This window comes from Pseudomonas fluorescens (assembly GCF_001708445.1).
GTDB classification, from domain to species: domain Bacteria; phylum Pseudomonadota; class Gammaproteobacteria; order Pseudomonadales; family Pseudomonadaceae; genus Aquipseudomonas; species Aquipseudomonas gorinensis.
This window is the reverse complement of record NZ_CP015637.1, coordinates 4,866,638-4,881,880: the sequence shown is the minus strand read 5'-3', so window position 1 is coordinate 4,881,880 and position 15,243 is coordinate 4,866,638. Positions and strand designations below refer to the sequence as shown.

13 protein-coding genes are annotated in these 15,243 nt (G+C 58.5%); 9 read left to right on the top strand and 4 right to left on the bottom strand.

The window, feature by feature from the left end; genetic code table 11:
* Nucleotides 1-14: 14 nt before the first annotated feature.
* Both A7317_RS21620 and A7317_RS21615 read right to left on the bottom strand, forming a co-directional pair.
* Entirely contained in the window at nucleotides 15-1,646 is a 1,632-nt protein-coding gene (locus A7317_RS21620) for a hypothetical protein (protein ID WP_069076787.1), read from the bottom strand.
* Between the two features lie 213 nt (nucleotides 1,647-1,859).
* On the bottom strand, nucleotides 1,860-2,759 hold the full coding sequence (locus A7317_RS21615) for a glycosyltransferase family 2 protein (RefSeq protein WP_069076786.1): 900 nt from the start codon (nucleotides 2,757-2,759) through the stop codon (nucleotides 1,860-1,862).
* Nucleotides 2,760-3,454: 695 nt separating this feature from the next.
* Here A7317_RS21615 and A7317_RS21610 point away from each other — a divergent pair.
* Nucleotides 3,455-4,861 carry an FAD/NAD(P)-binding protein gene (locus tag A7317_RS21610; protein ID WP_069076785.1) on the top strand — a complete coding sequence of 469 codons (1,407 nt, stop codon included), beginning with the start codon at nucleotides 3,455-3,457 and terminating at the stop codon, nucleotides 4,859-4,861.
* Nucleotides 4,862-4,919: 58 nt separating this feature from the next.
* Here A7317_RS21610 and A7317_RS21605 read toward each other — a convergent pair whose 3' ends face one another.
* Complete coding sequence (locus tag A7317_RS21605) at nucleotides 4,920-5,780, bottom strand: DMT family transporter (RefSeq protein WP_024076820.1); 861 nt, start codon at nucleotides 5,778-5,780, stop codon at nucleotides 4,920-4,922.
* Between the two features lie 419 nt (nucleotides 5,781-6,199).
* Between A7317_RS21605 and A7317_RS21600 the strand changes: the two genes are divergently transcribed.
* Both A7317_RS21600 and A7317_RS21595 read left to right on the top strand, forming a co-directional pair.
* Entirely contained in the window at nucleotides 6,200-6,991 is a 792-nt protein-coding gene (locus A7317_RS21600) for a CPBP family intramembrane glutamic endopeptidase (protein ID WP_069076784.1), read from the top strand.
* Nucleotides 6,992-7,094: 103 nt separating this feature from the next.
* Entirely contained in the window at nucleotides 7,095-8,660 is a 1,566-nt protein-coding gene (locus tag A7317_RS21595; RefSeq protein WP_069076783.1) for a methyl-accepting chemotaxis protein, read from the top strand.
* 93 nt (nucleotides 8,661-8,753) lie between these two features.
* Here the strand turns inward: A7317_RS21595 and A7317_RS21590 are convergent, their stop codons facing one another.
* Nucleotides 8,754-9,446 (bottom strand): alpha/beta family hydrolase, encoded by a 693-nt coding sequence (locus A7317_RS21590; RefSeq protein WP_069076782.1) that lies wholly within the window; start codon nucleotides 9,444-9,446, stop codon nucleotides 8,754-8,756.
* 79 nt (nucleotides 9,447-9,525) lie between these two features.
* Between A7317_RS21590 and ccoN (A7317_RS21585) the strand changes: the two genes are divergently transcribed.
* The 6 genes from ccoN (A7317_RS21585) to ccoO (A7317_RS21560) all read left to right on the top strand — a co-directional run bounded on the left by ccoN (A7317_RS21585) (nucleotide 9,526) and on the right by ccoO (A7317_RS21560) (nucleotide 15,240).
* Complete coding sequence (gene ccoN, locus A7317_RS21585) at nucleotides 9,526-10,950, top strand: cytochrome-c oxidase, cbb3-type subunit I (RefSeq protein ID WP_024076824.1); 1,425 nt, start codon at nucleotides 9,526-9,528, stop codon at nucleotides 10,948-10,950.
* 10 nt (nucleotides 10,951-10,960) lie between these two features.
* Complete coding sequence (gene ccoO, locus A7317_RS21580; protein ID WP_017735321.1) at nucleotides 10,961-11,569, top strand: cytochrome-c oxidase, cbb3-type subunit II; 609 nt, start codon at nucleotides 10,961-10,963, stop codon at nucleotides 11,567-11,569.
* A gap of 3 nt (nucleotides 11,570-11,572) precedes the next feature.
* Nucleotides 11,573-11,773 (top strand): cbb3-type cytochrome oxidase subunit 3, encoded by a 201-nt coding sequence (locus A7317_RS21575; protein WP_024076825.1) that lies wholly within the window; start codon nucleotides 11,573-11,575, stop codon nucleotides 11,771-11,773.
* Nucleotides 11,770-12,717, top strand: a complete 948-nt coding sequence (gene ccoP, locus A7317_RS21570; RefSeq protein ID WP_024076826.1) for a cytochrome-c oxidase, cbb3-type subunit III — start codon at nucleotides 11,770-11,772, stop codon at nucleotides 12,715-12,717. Before A7317_RS21575 ends, ccoP begins: the two co-directional genes overlap by 4 nt.
* 472 nt (nucleotides 12,718-13,189) lie before the next feature.
* Nucleotides 13,190-14,632, top strand: a complete 1,443-nt coding sequence (gene ccoN, locus A7317_RS21565) for a cytochrome-c oxidase, cbb3-type subunit I (protein ID WP_024076827.1) — start codon at nucleotides 13,190-13,192, stop codon at nucleotides 14,630-14,632.
* Nucleotides 14,632-15,240, top strand: coding sequence for a cytochrome-c oxidase, cbb3-type subunit II (gene ccoO, locus A7317_RS21560; protein WP_003193167.1), 609 nt, complete (start codon nucleotides 14,632-14,634; stop codon nucleotides 15,238-15,240). The genes ccoN (A7317_RS21565) and ccoO (A7317_RS21560) overlap by 1 nt, the downstream gene beginning before the upstream one ends.
* The last annotated feature ends 3 nt before the right edge of the window (nucleotides 15,241-15,243 follow it).

The window sequence follows — 15,243 nt, the reverse complement described above, 5'->3', positions numbered from 1 at the left end:
GCCAAAGTCACCGGTTAGACCTTCAAATCCAGCTTTGGCGCATCTTGCAGAGACTCCGAGGCAGGCACTGGGGCCTCATCAGAACTTGACGCCTGAAAATTTGCGTGCGCTAACGCTTCCTGCTGTTCCATCACGATCTTTTCGGCATAAGCCAAAGCGTCGCTGGTCAGAAGGAGCTGAGCATCAAGCTTTTGCATCTGTGCCAGGCGCTCAATTGCAAGCAACTGAGTTTCCTCAAAAAGTGCCAGCAGCTCATCCTTTCGTTTGAATGCATCCTGTTGCTCACTCACGACCCGCTCGGCGAGCGCGAGCGCGGCACTCGTCTCAATTAGTTGAGCATCCAATTTTTGCATGTGCTCCAGACGCTCAATCGCTAACAACTCAATCTCACGAAATCGAGCCAACTCAGTTTCCCGGAATCGAGCGTACTCCTCGTTTTGAGACATGAGAACGCCCTGCTGCTCCAATACGATTTGCTCAGCGTGCGCGAGCTCAGCACTCATCTGACTCAATTGGCCATCAAGCTTTTGCACTTGCTTCAAACGCTCAACTGCCAGGGACTCGAATTCGTTAGGACGAGAACGCGCATCCCCCCTAAGCTTTAGCTCTTCCTGCTGACGCAGCACAATTTGCTCGGCGCGAGCCAGAGCATCGCTGGTCTCTATAAGTTGAGTGTCGAGTTTTTGCATCTCCTCCAGACGATCGAGTGCCAATTTCTCGGCAGACGCCAACCCCTTGCTCAACGCGCTGATACGCAACTCCATGACCGAAAGTTGGCGATCATTCTGGAAAAATCTTTGAACTGAAGTCAGTGTCGGAATGATATCACGCCGATATTCGCTGATTATGCCCTGCCACTCGAAACTCTCGCGTAAAGCGCGCGGCGTGAGTCCTCTCTCGATCGCACTCCGTACGCTTTCATAGGCTTGCAACACAAGCGACGGAAGAGCCGCTTGCCTGGTGCCCGCACCATGCGAGAGTGCTGGAGCGATGAAGTCCCGCGCGAAGTGAGCAATCGTTTCGGACGCAGGTTTTAAATTCAGCCAACCCGCAACATCGGATAAAAATGTGGCTGGCTGGCTAAGCATATGGTCAAACGCGAAAAATCTGATGTCATCGGCAACATCAAGATATTCCATAGCTCCGAGAAGATGCGTCATCCATAGCCACGCTGCACGATCCGAGGAAATACCATCGCGCCGGGCCAGCGAATGCACAACCTCAGCTGGATCACGCACCACTATCATCAACCGTGGCTTGATACCCAATTGTGAGAAAACCTGCCCCCAAAAAGGTGCCAGCTGGCACATTCTCGGATCCTTGAATCCCCACGCAGGTACTTCGTCAAACAGGACTCGAACCAAACTCATCGCTTCGTCAATACAGGCGTCCCACCGATGATCGCGCTCAAGCAGTGGAGGCAACGGCGAGTCCCATCGGCAGTCGTACAAGGCAAGCAATCTATCGTTGAATTGGACAATCTCGCGCTCTTCGAAATAGCCCTTGGGATTCCATTCGTCGCCTTTAAATAAGGAACTCCCCATCACCAGCCCCAACTGCTCAAGGCCTGCGGCAATGGCGCTGGTGCCACTACGATGCATACCCAGCACGATTACCACATTTTCATTCGCGTCAACTGGATACATTATCAAAAACTCTATTTTGTTGATATTTTGACAAAAGTCAGACCAAAAGGCCCTTTTACTGACTTAAATGAGCTGCTGTAGATCCTGAATATTCATAATTATGCCTGAGGGACGCACTGTGCCCGCGAAGCGAAATGCGGTGGTGCGCTGGTGAAGGTATGAATGATCCCCTCCGCGCCCCAACAAACCCAATGCCCCTGAACACACACAGATTCAGATCTTTTTCATGACGGTAGCAAGCACGAGACCTAAATTCCCCAGCAGAGTTTGCCGGTACAGCCCTGCCAGCCAGATTCCCGAAATCCTGCGAAGAACTTTTTGCTCGCGCGCCCACTTGAAGTGAGTAAGCGTCACCTGGCTATCGGGGGACAGCCGATGATGCATGGCATCCAGCGCCTGTATATTTTGTTCATTCCATTCGTGAAAACGTCCCTGAAACACCATCCGCAAGCGAATCAGCCTGGCAAGCCAGCCGGAATTACTGCCAACCACGTTCTCCGCATGTTGCCGATATTTCATTTTGGGTTCGGGATCGTAGTGAATAACCCCCCCCACACCGGAGATCAGTTGATATAACCACCAGTCGTGAGCAGGTACCTGCAGCTCAGGGCCGGCTTCGCACAGCAGCGTGCGGGCAGCCCGGTTGAAGACCATCGTATTGCCCCCTGCGATGCTTTGAACCAACGCATTACTAAAACCTGGCGAGAGTCTAAAATGGGGCGAGTACCCAAGATGAACGCCAGTTTCACCAATTAATTGGGTGCGACCACAATAAAGCGCAGGCCTATGAGCGGGTACTGTCTGCAGCCAAGCCAGAGCCACTTCTAACTTGTCATCATTCCAAATATCGTCCTGGTCCGACCATGCAAAAAAGTCGGCATCAATATCTGCTCGAGACGTCAGCGAGAGAAAATTGGCGGCGAACCCTTTTTTTGGTCCCTCCAGCATCAGCAGTCGGTCCTGCTCCCAACGATTACGATACCCCTCCAAAACCGCAAGAGTGCCGTCCATGGACCCATCATCAGACACCACCAGGGACCAATTGGAATGAGTCTGCCGCTCAAACGAGTCGAGCTGCTCAGCCAGAAATGACTCGCCGTTGTAGGTGCACATCAACACCACAACTCTTGCTCCGCGAGGATCACGCGATTGCAGGCGAGAAGGACTACACACTGTAAGAATAGACACTAATATCCCATCGCGAAGAACTGAACACCCTGTAGGGAACAGGGGATATACGCCCTTATAAAGCAATAAGTATTACAGCTATTTTCCGTGGGTACAATCCAACTCAGTGACCAATGATCAGTTTCGTAACAGAGAGCGCATGCCTTGAAGCCAAGCGCGCGGCCGCACTGACGCTAAAGCCTACAAAGAAAGCTGAAATTTCCTAATAACTGCAGGGAAAAATCTTGAATCTCGGCGGCGACAAGCCACTAGCAAGCGATTTTTTTGACACAGTCATGAGATTGACATAACGCAAAGCAACAAATACTGCACCCCTGAATTTCGCCTTATAAGAAAGTTCATTATTTTTATAGAGGAAAACATTACTTAAACCTGTATTACTTATTCGATGCACGAATAGCAGTAATACTTAATTGCCATCAGTCCTTGGGACCAAGCGACTCACATCAACAATCCTGAAAGCACCCAATCAGGCATTGGAGTAACATCCAAATCCACTCCAATATGAGGCCCGTTTTCCGGCTTCTTGATTTGCGCCTTACTCAACGCACACGCCACCAAATTTGACTGCGACTGATTGTCAAAATGGAATGAAACGCCCTATCCAAGCAGGAGCAAGGATGAAGATCAAAACCATCGCAATCATTGGCGCAGGTTTCTGCGGCTCCACGTTAGCTGTTCATTTATTGCGCAGCTCATTGGCCGCCCCCGTTAGAATCTTGCTGATCAGCCCGCCCGGCGCCATGGCTCGTGGCGTCGCTTATGGTACGCGTACCTCATCACACGTACTGAACGTACCGGCAGGCAGGATGAATGCCCTGACCAACGATGAGAGCGACGGCTTTTATGAGTTCGCCAAGCGCTATGCTCCCGAGGTCACCCCAGGGTCTTTTGTTCAGAGGCAACTCTATGGCGACTACCTTGAAACCTTATTGAACGATGCGTCGAAGAATGCAGCTCCAGGAAGCGAGCTACGCAATGTCACAGGCGAGGTCGTGGAAGTTTCATATGACACCGAACGCCATAGGGCTCACCTGCTGATGAAAAACGGTGACTCTCTTTACGCTGACCATATCGTCCTGAGCACCGGCAGTTGCGCTCGTCAACAACCATCAAGTGCAGCGGCACACAGATTATTTTACGAAGACCCTCGGTATCTGCACGATCCATGGCAACCCGACGCCTTAGCTAGTATTGACGCCAATGCTGCCGTACTGCTTATTGGCAGCGGACTGACCATGCTGGACGTAGTACTTGACCTACGCGACCGCGGGCATCAGGGGATGATTTATGTGATTTCTCGTCGCGGCCTCGCTCCTCAACCCCATCGAATATTGAACTCACACCCCCACTATGATGGGCAACTTACCCAGCAAATGCTCACGAACTGCACAACTCGTCATTATGTCAGGGCAGTTCGCAATGCGATAAAGCTGCAGACCTGCAAGGGAGATGACTGGAGAGACGTGATTGGCGGGCTACGATCAGCAACAGCACAGTTGTGGCACGCACTGCCCATTGTTGAACGTCAGCGCTTCCTTCGTCACGTTCGCCCATACTGGGACACCCATCGTCACCGCTGCGCCCCGCAGTCAGGCGCCCGCATGCTGGCTGAGATTCAACGTGGCAAGCTCAAGCTCTTCGCCGGACGCGTGACAGGCTACGAGTCCGGATCAGAAAGTGTCACCGTTCATCTGCGGCGCCGTGGCGCAAAGAACGAGGACACTATTGAGGTTAAGGCCGTGATCAATTGCACGACTCCAGCATTCGATATTCGACAACTGGACGACCCATTGCTTGCGTCGCTGCGAACTAGGGGCCAGTTGAAACCCGATGCACTCGGAATAGGCATGGAGATCGCGCCCTCCGGAGCACTGGTGGATCACAATGGAGTGGAATCACGATGGTTGTATTATGTTGGCCCTCTCCTCCAAGCCCGTGACTGGGAGGCGACAGCCGTGCCTGAACTACGCGAATATGTGAAACGTATGGCGGACACCCTTGCAACCGCTCTCTCTCAGCAATAACCCTTTGCGCAGCCCGCCCTCCTCCGTTGGCAGCCACGAAGGAGGGCAGTGCCATCACCTAGCCTTTACGGAACACAAACACCAACCCAACGATGATCAACCCCATCCCCAGCAGGCTCAACAACGCCAGCCGATTGCCGAAGATCAGGTAATCCATCACCGCCGTCACCGCCGGCACCAGGTAGAACAGGCTGGTGACATTGACCAGGTTGCCCCGCGCGATCAGGCGGTACAGCAGCAACGTCGCCAGCACCGACACCACCAGCCCCATCCACAATACCGGCAGGTAAAAGCCGGCATTCTGTTCGAAGTGGAACGGCTGGAACGGCACGAATACCGCGCACAACAGCAGCCCGGCCAGGTACTGCAGCGGCAGCGTGCCCAAAGGGTTGTCGGTAATGCGTTTTTGCATGATTGAGCCGAAGGTCATGCTCGCCAGGGCCAGCAGGCCGAAGAGCATCCCGGCCAGGGACATCCCCGCCAGCCCGATACCCTGGTACACCACCATGATCAACCCCGCCAACCCGAGGCCAAGGCCGAACAGGCGGCGCCCGGAACGCTGGCGCTCCGTCAGCGCCACGGTCAGGATCGGCTGCACGCCCATGAGGGTCGCCATCACGCCGGGGGTGACGTTGAGGTCCAGGGCCAGCAGATAGAAAATCTGGTAGGCCCCCAACAACACCAGGCCGGTCGCCGCTGCATACCACAGCGGTTTGCCGGGGCGCGGCAGTTGCAGCTTGAGCATCGGTACGAGGATCACCAGACCGAGCAGGGCGATGGCAAAACGGATCAATAAGAAGGCGAAGGGCGACGCATGGGCCAGGCCCAGCTTGGAGAAGATCGCCCCGCTGCTCCACAGCAGGACAAACAGGCTCGTCGAGGCCGCCGCGGCCACGGATTGTTTCGAAAGAACAGACATGGTTACCACCTGTAATCAGGCAAAAAAAGCCGACTCAGCAAAGGCTGAAGTTCTGGAGTTTTTTCAGGCGTGCAGACGGGGACAGCGAGTCGCTGATCAGCCCGAAATGCCAACACCCGGCGGTGATACGACTGCGTACACCGGCGTGCGACTGACAGGTGGGGGGTAGTGACTGATCTGCGCAGGCTGCTTGTTCCCGCACGGTACGACCACAGCGTTGACCGCTGAATCGACTACCGCTATGCGCTGGAGAGCTGGCATGGGCTGATCTTGTATGGAGGGATGAAGAAGGCCTGACTATAACCAGCCGTTGATACGTTTTGCAATCACTTCACCAACGCCCTTGCGTGGCACAGTTTTCATGTGGCCCGCAGGGGACGATCGCTATAATGCCGTCCAGTTTTTTCCAAGGACTCCCCATGCTCGCATTGCCCTGGCTGTACCTGGCGCTTCTTTCCATCGGCTATGTGCTGGCCTTGGCCTATGGGCAACTGGGCGTGCTGGCGCTGGTGTCCGTCGCCCTGCTGCTGATTGCCGGTTATGCCGTGCGCCAGCAGCGCACGCCTTGGGCACGCTACATCGGCCATGGTTTGTTCATTGTGCTGGCCCTGAGCCTGGCGATGCACTGGCTACCGGGCTTCTACAACGGGCGCGCCATCGAGCCGCAACGCTTTACCCCCGACGCGGTGCCCTTCTCGATGTACCTGAACCAGGACAAACCGCTGATCGGCTTCTGGCTGTTACTGGCCTGCCCGTGGGTGGTGGCGCGACGCTCCTTGCGCCTGTCGATCTGCGTCACGGCCCTGGCCTTGGCCCTGACCGCGATTGCCGCCCTCGGCGGCGCAGCCTTGCTGGGCGTCATCAGTTGGGCGCCGAAATGGCCGGTGCAGGCGTGGTTGTGGGTATTGAATAACCTGTTGTTGGTGACCTTGGTGGAAGAGGCGTTGTTTCGCGGCTACATTCAGGGCGGCCTGCAACAGCGCTTCAAGCACCTGCCCTACGGCGAGAACCTGGCACTGCTGCTGGCCTCGCTGCTGTTCGGGCTGGTGCACCTGGGCGCGGGCTGGCAATGGGTGTTGCTGGCAAGCATTGCCGGTGTGGGTTACGGCCTGGCTTATCGCTTTGGTGGGCTGGGTGCGGCGATTGCCACGCACTTTGGGCTGAACCTGCTTCACTTCGGGTTGTTTACTTATCCGATGCTGGCTGGCTGATGTCTACCGGAGGCAAGGCGTTCCTGCGGATTGTTGCAAAAATAAGTTAAATAAGCGCCCGCTCCTGCCGATACTCCCTGAAAGCCTTGCGGATTGAACAATCATGCGTAATAACCAACCCGTTACCCAGCGCGAACGTACCTTCCCCGCTCAGCAACGGTTGATCTCCACCACAGATGCCAAGGGCGTGATCACCTACTGCAACGACGCTTTCGTCGAAATCAGTGGGTTCTCCCGCGATGAACTGGTGCGTGCCCCGCACAACCTGGTTCGTCACCCGGACGTTCCGGCGGCCGTATTCGGGCACATGTGGTCAACGCTCAAACAAGGCTTGCCATGGATGGGCATTGTCAAGAATCGCTGCAAGACCGGTGATCACTACTGGGTTAACGCCTATGTGACGCCGGTTTTCGACGGCAACCAGGTGGTCGGCTACGAGTCGGTGCGCATCAAGCCCACCGCCGAGCAGATCCGCCGGGCCGAAGCGCTCTATCAACGCATCAACCAGGGCAAGTCTGCCGTTCCCCAGCGGGACAAATGGCTGCCGGTGTTGCAGGACTGGCTGCCGTTTATCCTGATCAGCCAGTTGAGCTTCATGATCGGTGCGTCGCTGAATTCCCACTGGGGCTTTGCCCTGGCGGCGGGGCTGTCGGTGCCCTTGGGCCTGCTGGGCCTGAGTTGGCAACAGCGTGGCCTCAAGCGCCTGCTGCGCCTGGCCGAGCAGACCACCTCAGACCCGCTGATCGCGCAGATGTACACCGACAGCCGTGGCGCCCAGGCGCGACTGGAAATGTCGATCCTCAGCCAGGAAGCCCGCCTGAAAACCTGCCTCACGCGTCTGCAGGACACGGCTGAACACCTCAACGACCAGGCGGCGCAGTCCAACACCCTGGCGCATAACAGCTCCAGCGGCCTGGAACGCCAGCGCGTGGAAACCGAACAGGTGGCCACCGCGGTCAACCAGATGGCGGCGACCACCCAGGAAGTTGCCAACCATGTGCAGCGCACGGCGGATGCGACCCAGGAAGCCAATCGCCTGACCGGTCGTGGCCGCGATATCGCCGGGGAAACCCGCGAGGCCATTCAGCGTCTGTCGCTGGCCGTGGGCGAAACCGGGGTGACCGTTACCCAACTGGCCAAGGACAGCGATGAAATCGGCGGTGTCGTCGATGTGATCAAAGGCATCGCCGATCAGACCAACTTGCTGGCGCTGAACGCGGCGATCGAAGCCGCGCGTGCCGGGGAGATGGGCCGTGGCTTCGCAGTCGTGGCCGACGAGGTCCGTCAACTGGCCCAGCGCACCGCCGAGTCGACCGGGCAGATCCATGCCTTGATCGCCAAGCTGCAACAAACCGCTGCCGCCGCCGTGCAAACCATGGACGCCGGGCATCGCCAGGCCGAAGAAGGGGTGGCGCGGGTGATGGAAGCGGATCAGGCGTTGGTCGGCATCAGCGAAGCAGTGGCCAACATCACCGACATGACCACCCAGATTGCGGCCGCCACCGAAGAGCAAAGCTCGGTAGCCGAAGAGATCAGCCGCAACATCAGCACCATTGCGCTGTTGGCGGACCAGACTTCGGAACAGGCGTTGAACTCGGCGCAGTTGAGTGAGGAATTGACGCATACCGCCAATACCCAGTACTCGCTGGTCGAGCGGTTTAACCGCTAGACCGCTATCGGGGGCAAGCCCCCTCCCACATTTACCGCGTACACCCCTTGGAACGCAGTCGAGTGTGGGAGGGGGCTTGCCCCCGATAGGGCCCTAGAGGGCTCCGAGAAACCGGGCAACCTGCACCGCCGCAGCCTCCAGATGCTGCTCATGACTGAACCCCGAAGCCTTCAACGGCTTCAAGTCATGGTCCCCCGCCACCAGCCACATTACCTCGATGCTCGGCGACAAATCATAGCCTTCTACCGCCACTCGATTACCCAAGGCATCGCGCTCGCCCTGCACGATCAACGTCGGCGTCTGCAGCCCGGCCAGATGCTCGACCCGGGGCTTCTCCGGCTTGCCCACCGCATAGAACGGATACCCCAGGCATACCAACCCATCGACGCCCAGTTCATCGGCCACCAGACTGGCCATGCGCCCGCCCATGGACTTGCCACCGATGGCCAGTGTTCCAGCGACATGGCGTCGCACCTCGGCATGCACCTCACGCCATGCCTGCAACAGTTTGGCGGCCGGGTTCGGCGGGCGTTTGCCGCCCTCTACGCGCCGCTGGGCCATATAGGGAAACTCGAAGCGCAACACGTTCACCCCATGCAGGGCAAGGCGTGCAGCCATGTCGGTCATGAACGTCGAGTCCATCGGTGCGCCGGCGCCGTGGGCCAGAATCAGGGTGACAGGCTCACGCCGATCTCCCTCTGCCGCGGCGTCCCACAACCAGCCGTGTTCCCGCACACACTGCGCCCATTGATCCCCGTCAATACTGGCCTTGTGCTCTTTGCTCATGCTTGCCTCGCTATTCAGTCTGCCTATAACTCCAGCCCAAGTGCCGCATTCGCTTGGGTTGAACCGTGGATGGGGAACCATGAACACTACATTAAGTACCGCCTATAACTACAAGGTGGTCCGCCAATTCGCCATTATGACGGTGGTGTGGGGCATCGTCGGCATGGGGCTCGGGGTTTTTCTCGCCGCCCAATTGGTATGGCCTGCGCTCAACTTCGACTTACCCTGGACCAGCTTCGGCCGCTTGCGCCCGTTGCACACCAACGCGGTGATCTTTGCCTTCGGTGGCTGCGCGTTGTTCGCCAGTTCCTTCTACTCCGTGCAGCGCACCTGCCAGACCCAGCTGTTCGCGCCGAAAATCGCCGCGTTCTGCTTCTGGGGCTGGCAACTGGTGATCCTGCTCGCCGCGATCTCCTTGCCGCTGGGCTACACCAGCTCCAAGGAATACGCTGAGCTGGAATGGCCGATCGACATCCTGATCACCATTGTCTGGGTGGCCTACGCCATTGTGTTCTTCGGCACCGTGGCCAAGCGCAACACCAAGCACATCTACGTCGGCAACTGGTTCTTCGGTGCGTTCATCATCACCGTCGCGATCCTGCATATCGTCAACAACCTGGAAATCCCGGTCAGCCTGACCAAGTCCTACTCGCTGTACGGCGGTGCGACGGATGCCATGGTGCAGTGGTGGTATGGGCATAACGCGGTAGGCTTCTTCCTGACCGCTGGCTTCCTGGGGATGATGTATTACTTCGTACCCAAGCAAGCCGAGCGTCCGGTGTATTCCTATCGCCTGTCGATCGTGCACTTCTGGGCACTGATCACCCTGTACATCTGGGCCGGTCCTCACCACCTGCACTACACCGCGCTGCCGGACTGGGCACAGTCGTTGGGCATGGTGATGTCGCTGGTCCTGCTGGCGCCAAGCTGGGGCGGCATGATCAACGGCATGATGACCCTGTCGGGCGCCTGGCATAAGCTGCGCAGCGACCCGATCCTGCGCTTCCTCGTGGTTTCGCTGGCGTTCTACGGCATGTCGACCTTCGAAGGTCCGATGATGGCGATCAAGACGGTCAACGCCCTCTCCCACTACACCGACTGGACCATTGGCCACGTACACGCCGGCGCCCTCGGCTGGGTAGCGATGATCTCCATCGGCGCGCTGTACCACATGATCCCGAAAATCTTCGGTCGCGAGCAGATGTACAGCCTCGGCCTGATCAACGCGCACTTCTGGCTGGCCACCATCGGCACCGTGCTCTACATCGCCTCGATGTGGGTCAACGGCATCGCCCAGGGCCTGATGTGGCGTGCGGTCAACGAAGACGGCACCTTGACCTACTCCTTCGTCGAAACCCTGGTGGCCAGCCACCCAGGCTTCATCGTGCGGTTGGTCGGCGGCGCCATCTTCCTCAGCGGCATGTTCCTGATGGCTTACAACACTTGGCGCACCGTGCGTTCGGCACAACCTGCCGAAGTCGCCGCTGCGGCGCAGATGGCCTGAGGAGTCGATGATGAAACACGAAACGATTGAAAAGAACGTCGGCCTGCTGATGCTGCTCATGGTACTGGCCGTGAGTATCGGCGGCCTGACCCAGATCGTCCCGCTGTTCTTCCAGGACGTCACCAACAAACCGGTGGAAGGCATGAAGCCCTATACCGCGCTGCAACTGGAAGGTCGCGACATCTACATCCGCGAAGGCTGCGTACAGTGCCACTCGCAAATGATCCGCCCATTCCGCGCCGAGACCGAACGCTACGGCCACTACTCGGTCGCCGGTGAAAGCGTGTGGGACCACCCGTTCCTGTGGGGCTCCAAGCGCACCGGGCCGGACCTGGCCCGCGTCGGCGCGCGCTACTCGGACGACTGGCACCGCGCGCATTTGTACAACCCGCGCAACGTCGTGCCCGAGTCGAAAATGCCGGCCTACCCATGGCTGGTGACCGCCGCTGTCGACAGCAGCCACACCGAGACCAAGTTGAAAGTGATGCGCACCCTCGGCGTGCCCTACACCGACGACGACATCAGTGGCGCCGTGGCCAGCCTCAAGGGCAAGACCGAGATGGATGCACTGGTTTCGTACCTGCAAGTGCTCGGCACTGCCATCAAGAGCAAGAGGTGAGCCATGGGATTTGAATTCGATGCGGGCACCATCCGCGGCCTCGGCACGCTGGTCGTCGCTATCGCGTTTATCGGCTTGTCGCTGTGGGTGTTCAACAACCGGCGCAATGAGGAATTCGAGCAGGCGCGCCTGCTGCCGTTTGCCGACGAACCCTCTCCATCCGACGCTCAAGAAGAGCCTGTAACAAGGAGCAACCGGCCATGACTACCTTTTGGAGTACATGGATCTGCGTACTGACCCTCGGCAGCCTGATCGGCCTGACCTGGCTGTTGTTTGGCACCCGCAAGGGCGAGACCAAGGGCAGTGTCGACCAGACCATGGGCCACGCCTTCGACGGCATTGAGGAATACGACAACCCGCTGCCCCAGTGGTGGTTCATGCTGTTCGCCGGCACCTTGGTGTTTGCCGTCGGCTACCTGATCCTCTACCCGGGCCTGGGCAACTGGAAAGGCGTGCTGCCAGGCTATGAAGGCGGCTGGACATCGGCCAAGGAGTGGGACAAGGAAATGGCTAAGGCCGACACCAAGTTCGGGCCGATCTTCGCCAAATTCTCGGCCATGCCGGTGGAAGCCGTCGCAAAAGATCCACAAGCGCTGAAAATGGGCGGACGCCTGTTCGCGTCCAACTGCGCGGTGTGCCACGGCTCGGATGCCAAGGGCGCGTTTGGCTTCCCGAACCTGGCGGACAACATCTGGCGCTGGGGCGGTTCGGCCGAAGCAATCAAGACCACCATCATGAACGGTCGCCATGCGGCGATGCCGGCCTGGGGTGACATGCTGGGTGACGAGGGGGTGAAAAACGTCGCCGCCTATGTACGCCATGAACTGGCCAAGCTGCCACTGCCGGCCGACAGCGCTGCCGACCTGGCCGCCGGCCAAGCCACGTTCAGCACCACCTGTGTTGCCTGCCACGGTCCGCAAGGCCAGGGCATGGAAGCCATGGGCGCGCCCAACCTGACCCTGCCAAGTGGCTATATCTACGGCACCAGCCTGGCGCAGTTGCAGCAAACTATTCGCCACGGCCGCCAAGGCCAGATGCCGGCCCAGGAAGTGCTGCAAGGTAATGACAAGGTGCACCTGCTCGCCGCCTACGTTTACAGCCTGTCCCATAACGCTGATGGCGCCAAGCCAGAAAGCCAAGCTCAATAACCGTTAACTGCCGCCCCGCCCTGGGGCGGCAGCTCTACCCCGTTACGCGACCAAGTGTCGCACCCTTCCAAAGCACAACTTTCCCCTCCTGCCATTCGGGTCTACGCTTGTCCCCACAGTGGATCGGTATTGACCGGTCGACGGCTGACTTGCACTCGTTGGGTTGAACATTTCTACAGGGCGACAGGCGCAAAGGCTGGCAGCGACCGGCTGTCGTGCCACTGACCACTCGTCAGCCGGGCAGCGTGTTCATACACACCCAGTAACAAGTCTCCACGACCTGATAAAATTCCTGTCCATTTGATCAGCTTTCCATTTCGGATTTTGTCCTTACATCAAACATGGAAAGGGCGCAGAATCTGGCGTGGAACGCATTGACACAGGTCACCCTTGCGTTGCAATGGCACCTCGGTTTCTCCATACTTGCGACCGATTTTTACCTATAAAAAAACCTAAACCGTGGAACCTTAGAATGAGCACAGCAATCAGTCCGACTGCTTATAACTATAAGGTAGTCCGCCAGTTCGCCATCATGACGGTGGTCTGGGGGATCCTTGGCATGGGGCTCGGGGTGTTCATCGCCTCGCAACTGGTCTGGCCGGAATTGAACTTCGGCTTGCCCTGGACGACCTTTGGCCGCCTGCGCCCGCTGCACACCAACCTGGTGATTTTCGCCTTCGGCGGATGTGCCCTGTTTGCCACCTCCTACTATGTCGTGCAGCGAACCTGCCAGACGCGACTGATTTCCGATGGCCTCGCCGCGTTCACCTTCTGGGGATGGCAAGCGGTGATCGTCGGGGCCGGCATCACGTTGCCGCTGGGCTACACCACCACCAAGGAATACGCCGAGCTGGAATGGCCCATCGCCATTTTGCTCGCGATCGTGTGGGTGACCTACGCGGTGGTGTTCTTCGGCACCATCACCAAGCGCAAGACCAAGCACATCTATGTGGGTAACTGGTTCTACGGTGCCTTCATCCTGGTGACGGCGATGCTGCACATCGTCAACCACGCGTCGCTGCCGGTCAGCCTGTTCAAGTCCTACTCGGCCTACGCCGGGGCGACGGATGCGATGATCCAGTGGTGGTACGGCCACAACGCCGTGGGTTTCTTCCTCACCACCGGTTTCCTGGGGATGATGTACTACTTCGTGCCGAAACAGGCCGAACGTCCTATTTACTCGTATCGCCTGTCCATCGTGCACTTCTGGGCGCTGATCACCCTGTACATCTGGGCCGGCCCGCACCACTTGCACTACACCGCGTTGCCGGATTGGGCGCAGTCCCTGGGCATGGCGATGTCGATCATCCTGCTGGCACCGAGCTGGGGCGGCATGATCAACGGCATGATGACCCTGTCGGGCGCCTGGCATAAGCTGCGCACCGACCCGATCCTACGCTTCCTGGTGGTTTCGCTGGCGTTCTACGGCATGTCGACCTTCGAAGGGCCGATGATGGCCATCAAGACCGTCAACTCGCTCTCCCACTACACCGACTGGACCATCGGCCACGTACACGCCGGCGCCCTGGGTTGGGTGGCGATGATCTCCATCGGCGCGCTGTACCACATGATCCCGAAAATCTTCGGCCGTGCGCAGATGCACAGCGTCGGGCTGATCAACACGCACTTCTGGCTGGCCACCATCGGCACCGTGCTCTACATCGCCTCGATGTGGGTCAACGGCATCACCCAGGGCCTGATGTGGCGTGCGATCAACGATGACGGCACCCTCACCTACTCCTTCGTCGAAGCGCTGCAAGCCAGCCACCCGGGCTACATCGTCCGTGCCCTGGGCGGCGCGTTCTTTGCCACCGGCATGCTGTTCATGGCCTACAACGTCTGGCGCACCGTGCGTGCTTCCGACCCTGCAGAAGCCGAAGCCGCCGCCAAGATCGTCGTTGTGGGAGCCCACTGATGAAGCATGAAGTAGTCGAGAAGAATATCGGCCTGCTGGCCTTCTTCATGGTCATCGCCGTGAGTATCGGCGGCCTGACCCAGATCGTTCCGCTGTTTTTCCAGGACGTGACCAACAAGCCGGTCGAAGGCATGAAGCCCCGCACCGCCCTTGAACTGGAAGGCCGCGACGTCTACATCGCCAACGGTTGTGTCGGCTGCCACTCGCAGATGATCCGACCGTTCCGCGCCGAAACCGAACGCTACGGCCACTACTCGGTCGCCGGTGAAAGTGTCTGGGACCACCCGTTCCTGTGGGGTTCCAAGCGTACCGGCCCGGACCTGGCCCGTGTCGGCGGGCGTTACTCCGACGACTGGCAGCGTGCGCACTTGTACAACCCGCGCAACGTGGTGCCTGAGTCGAAAATGCCGGCGTACCCGTTCCTCGTGGAAAACAAGCTCGACGGCAAGGACACCGCGAAGAAGATGGAAGTCTTGCGCACCCTGGGCGTGCCCTACACCGACGAAGACATCGCCGGTGCAGCCGCAGCCGTGAAGGGCAAGACCGAAATGGACGCATTGGTGGCCTACCTGCAAGGCCTTGGCACCATCATCAAAAGCAAACGGTGATTC

Excerpts from the sequence above, each read along its gene's own strand:
- A7317_RS21620 (WP_069076787.1), bottom strand. The coding sequence starts at position 1,646 with ATGTATCCAGTTGACGCGAATGAAAATGTGGTAATCGTGCTGGGTATG.
- A7317_RS21615 (WP_069076786.1), bottom strand. The coding sequence starts at position 2,759 with ATGTGCACCTACAACGGCGAGTCATTTCTGGCTGAGCAGCTCGACTCG.
- A7317_RS21610 (WP_069076785.1), top strand. The coding sequence starts at position 3,455 with ATGAAGATCAAAACCATCGCAATCATTGGCGCAGGTTTCTGCGGCTCC.
- A7317_RS21605 (WP_024076820.1), bottom strand. The coding sequence starts at position 5,780 with ATGTCTGTTCTTTCGAAACAATCCGTGGCCGCGGCGGCCTCGACGAGC.
- A7317_RS21600 (WP_069076784.1), top strand. The coding sequence starts at position 6,200 with ATGCTCGCATTGCCCTGGCTGTACCTGGCGCTTCTTTCCATCGGCTAT.
- A7317_RS21595 (WP_069076783.1), top strand. The coding sequence starts at position 7,095 with ATGCGTAATAACCAACCCGTTACCCAGCGCGAACGTACCTTCCCCGCT.
- A7317_RS21590 (WP_069076782.1), bottom strand. The coding sequence starts at position 9,446 with ATGAGCAAAGAGCACAAGGCCAGTATTGACGGGGATCAATGGGCGCAG.
- ccoN (WP_024076824.1), top strand. The coding sequence starts at position 9,526 with ATGAACACTACATTAAGTACCGCCTATAACTACAAGGTGGTCCGCCAA.
- ccoO (WP_017735321.1), top strand. The coding sequence starts at position 10,961 with ATGAAACACGAAACGATTGAAAAGAACGTCGGCCTGCTGATGCTGCTC.
- A7317_RS21575 (WP_024076825.1), top strand. The coding sequence starts at position 11,573 with ATGGGATTTGAATTCGATGCGGGCACCATCCGCGGCCTCGGCACGCTG.
- ccoP (WP_024076826.1), top strand. The coding sequence starts at position 11,770 with ATGACTACCTTTTGGAGTACATGGATCTGCGTACTGACCCTCGGCAGC.
- ccoN (WP_024076827.1), top strand. The coding sequence starts at position 13,190 with ATGAGCACAGCAATCAGTCCGACTGCTTATAACTATAAGGTAGTCCGC.
- ccoO (WP_003193167.1), top strand. The coding sequence starts at position 14,632 with ATGAAGCATGAAGTAGTCGAGAAGAATATCGGCCTGCTGGCCTTCTTC.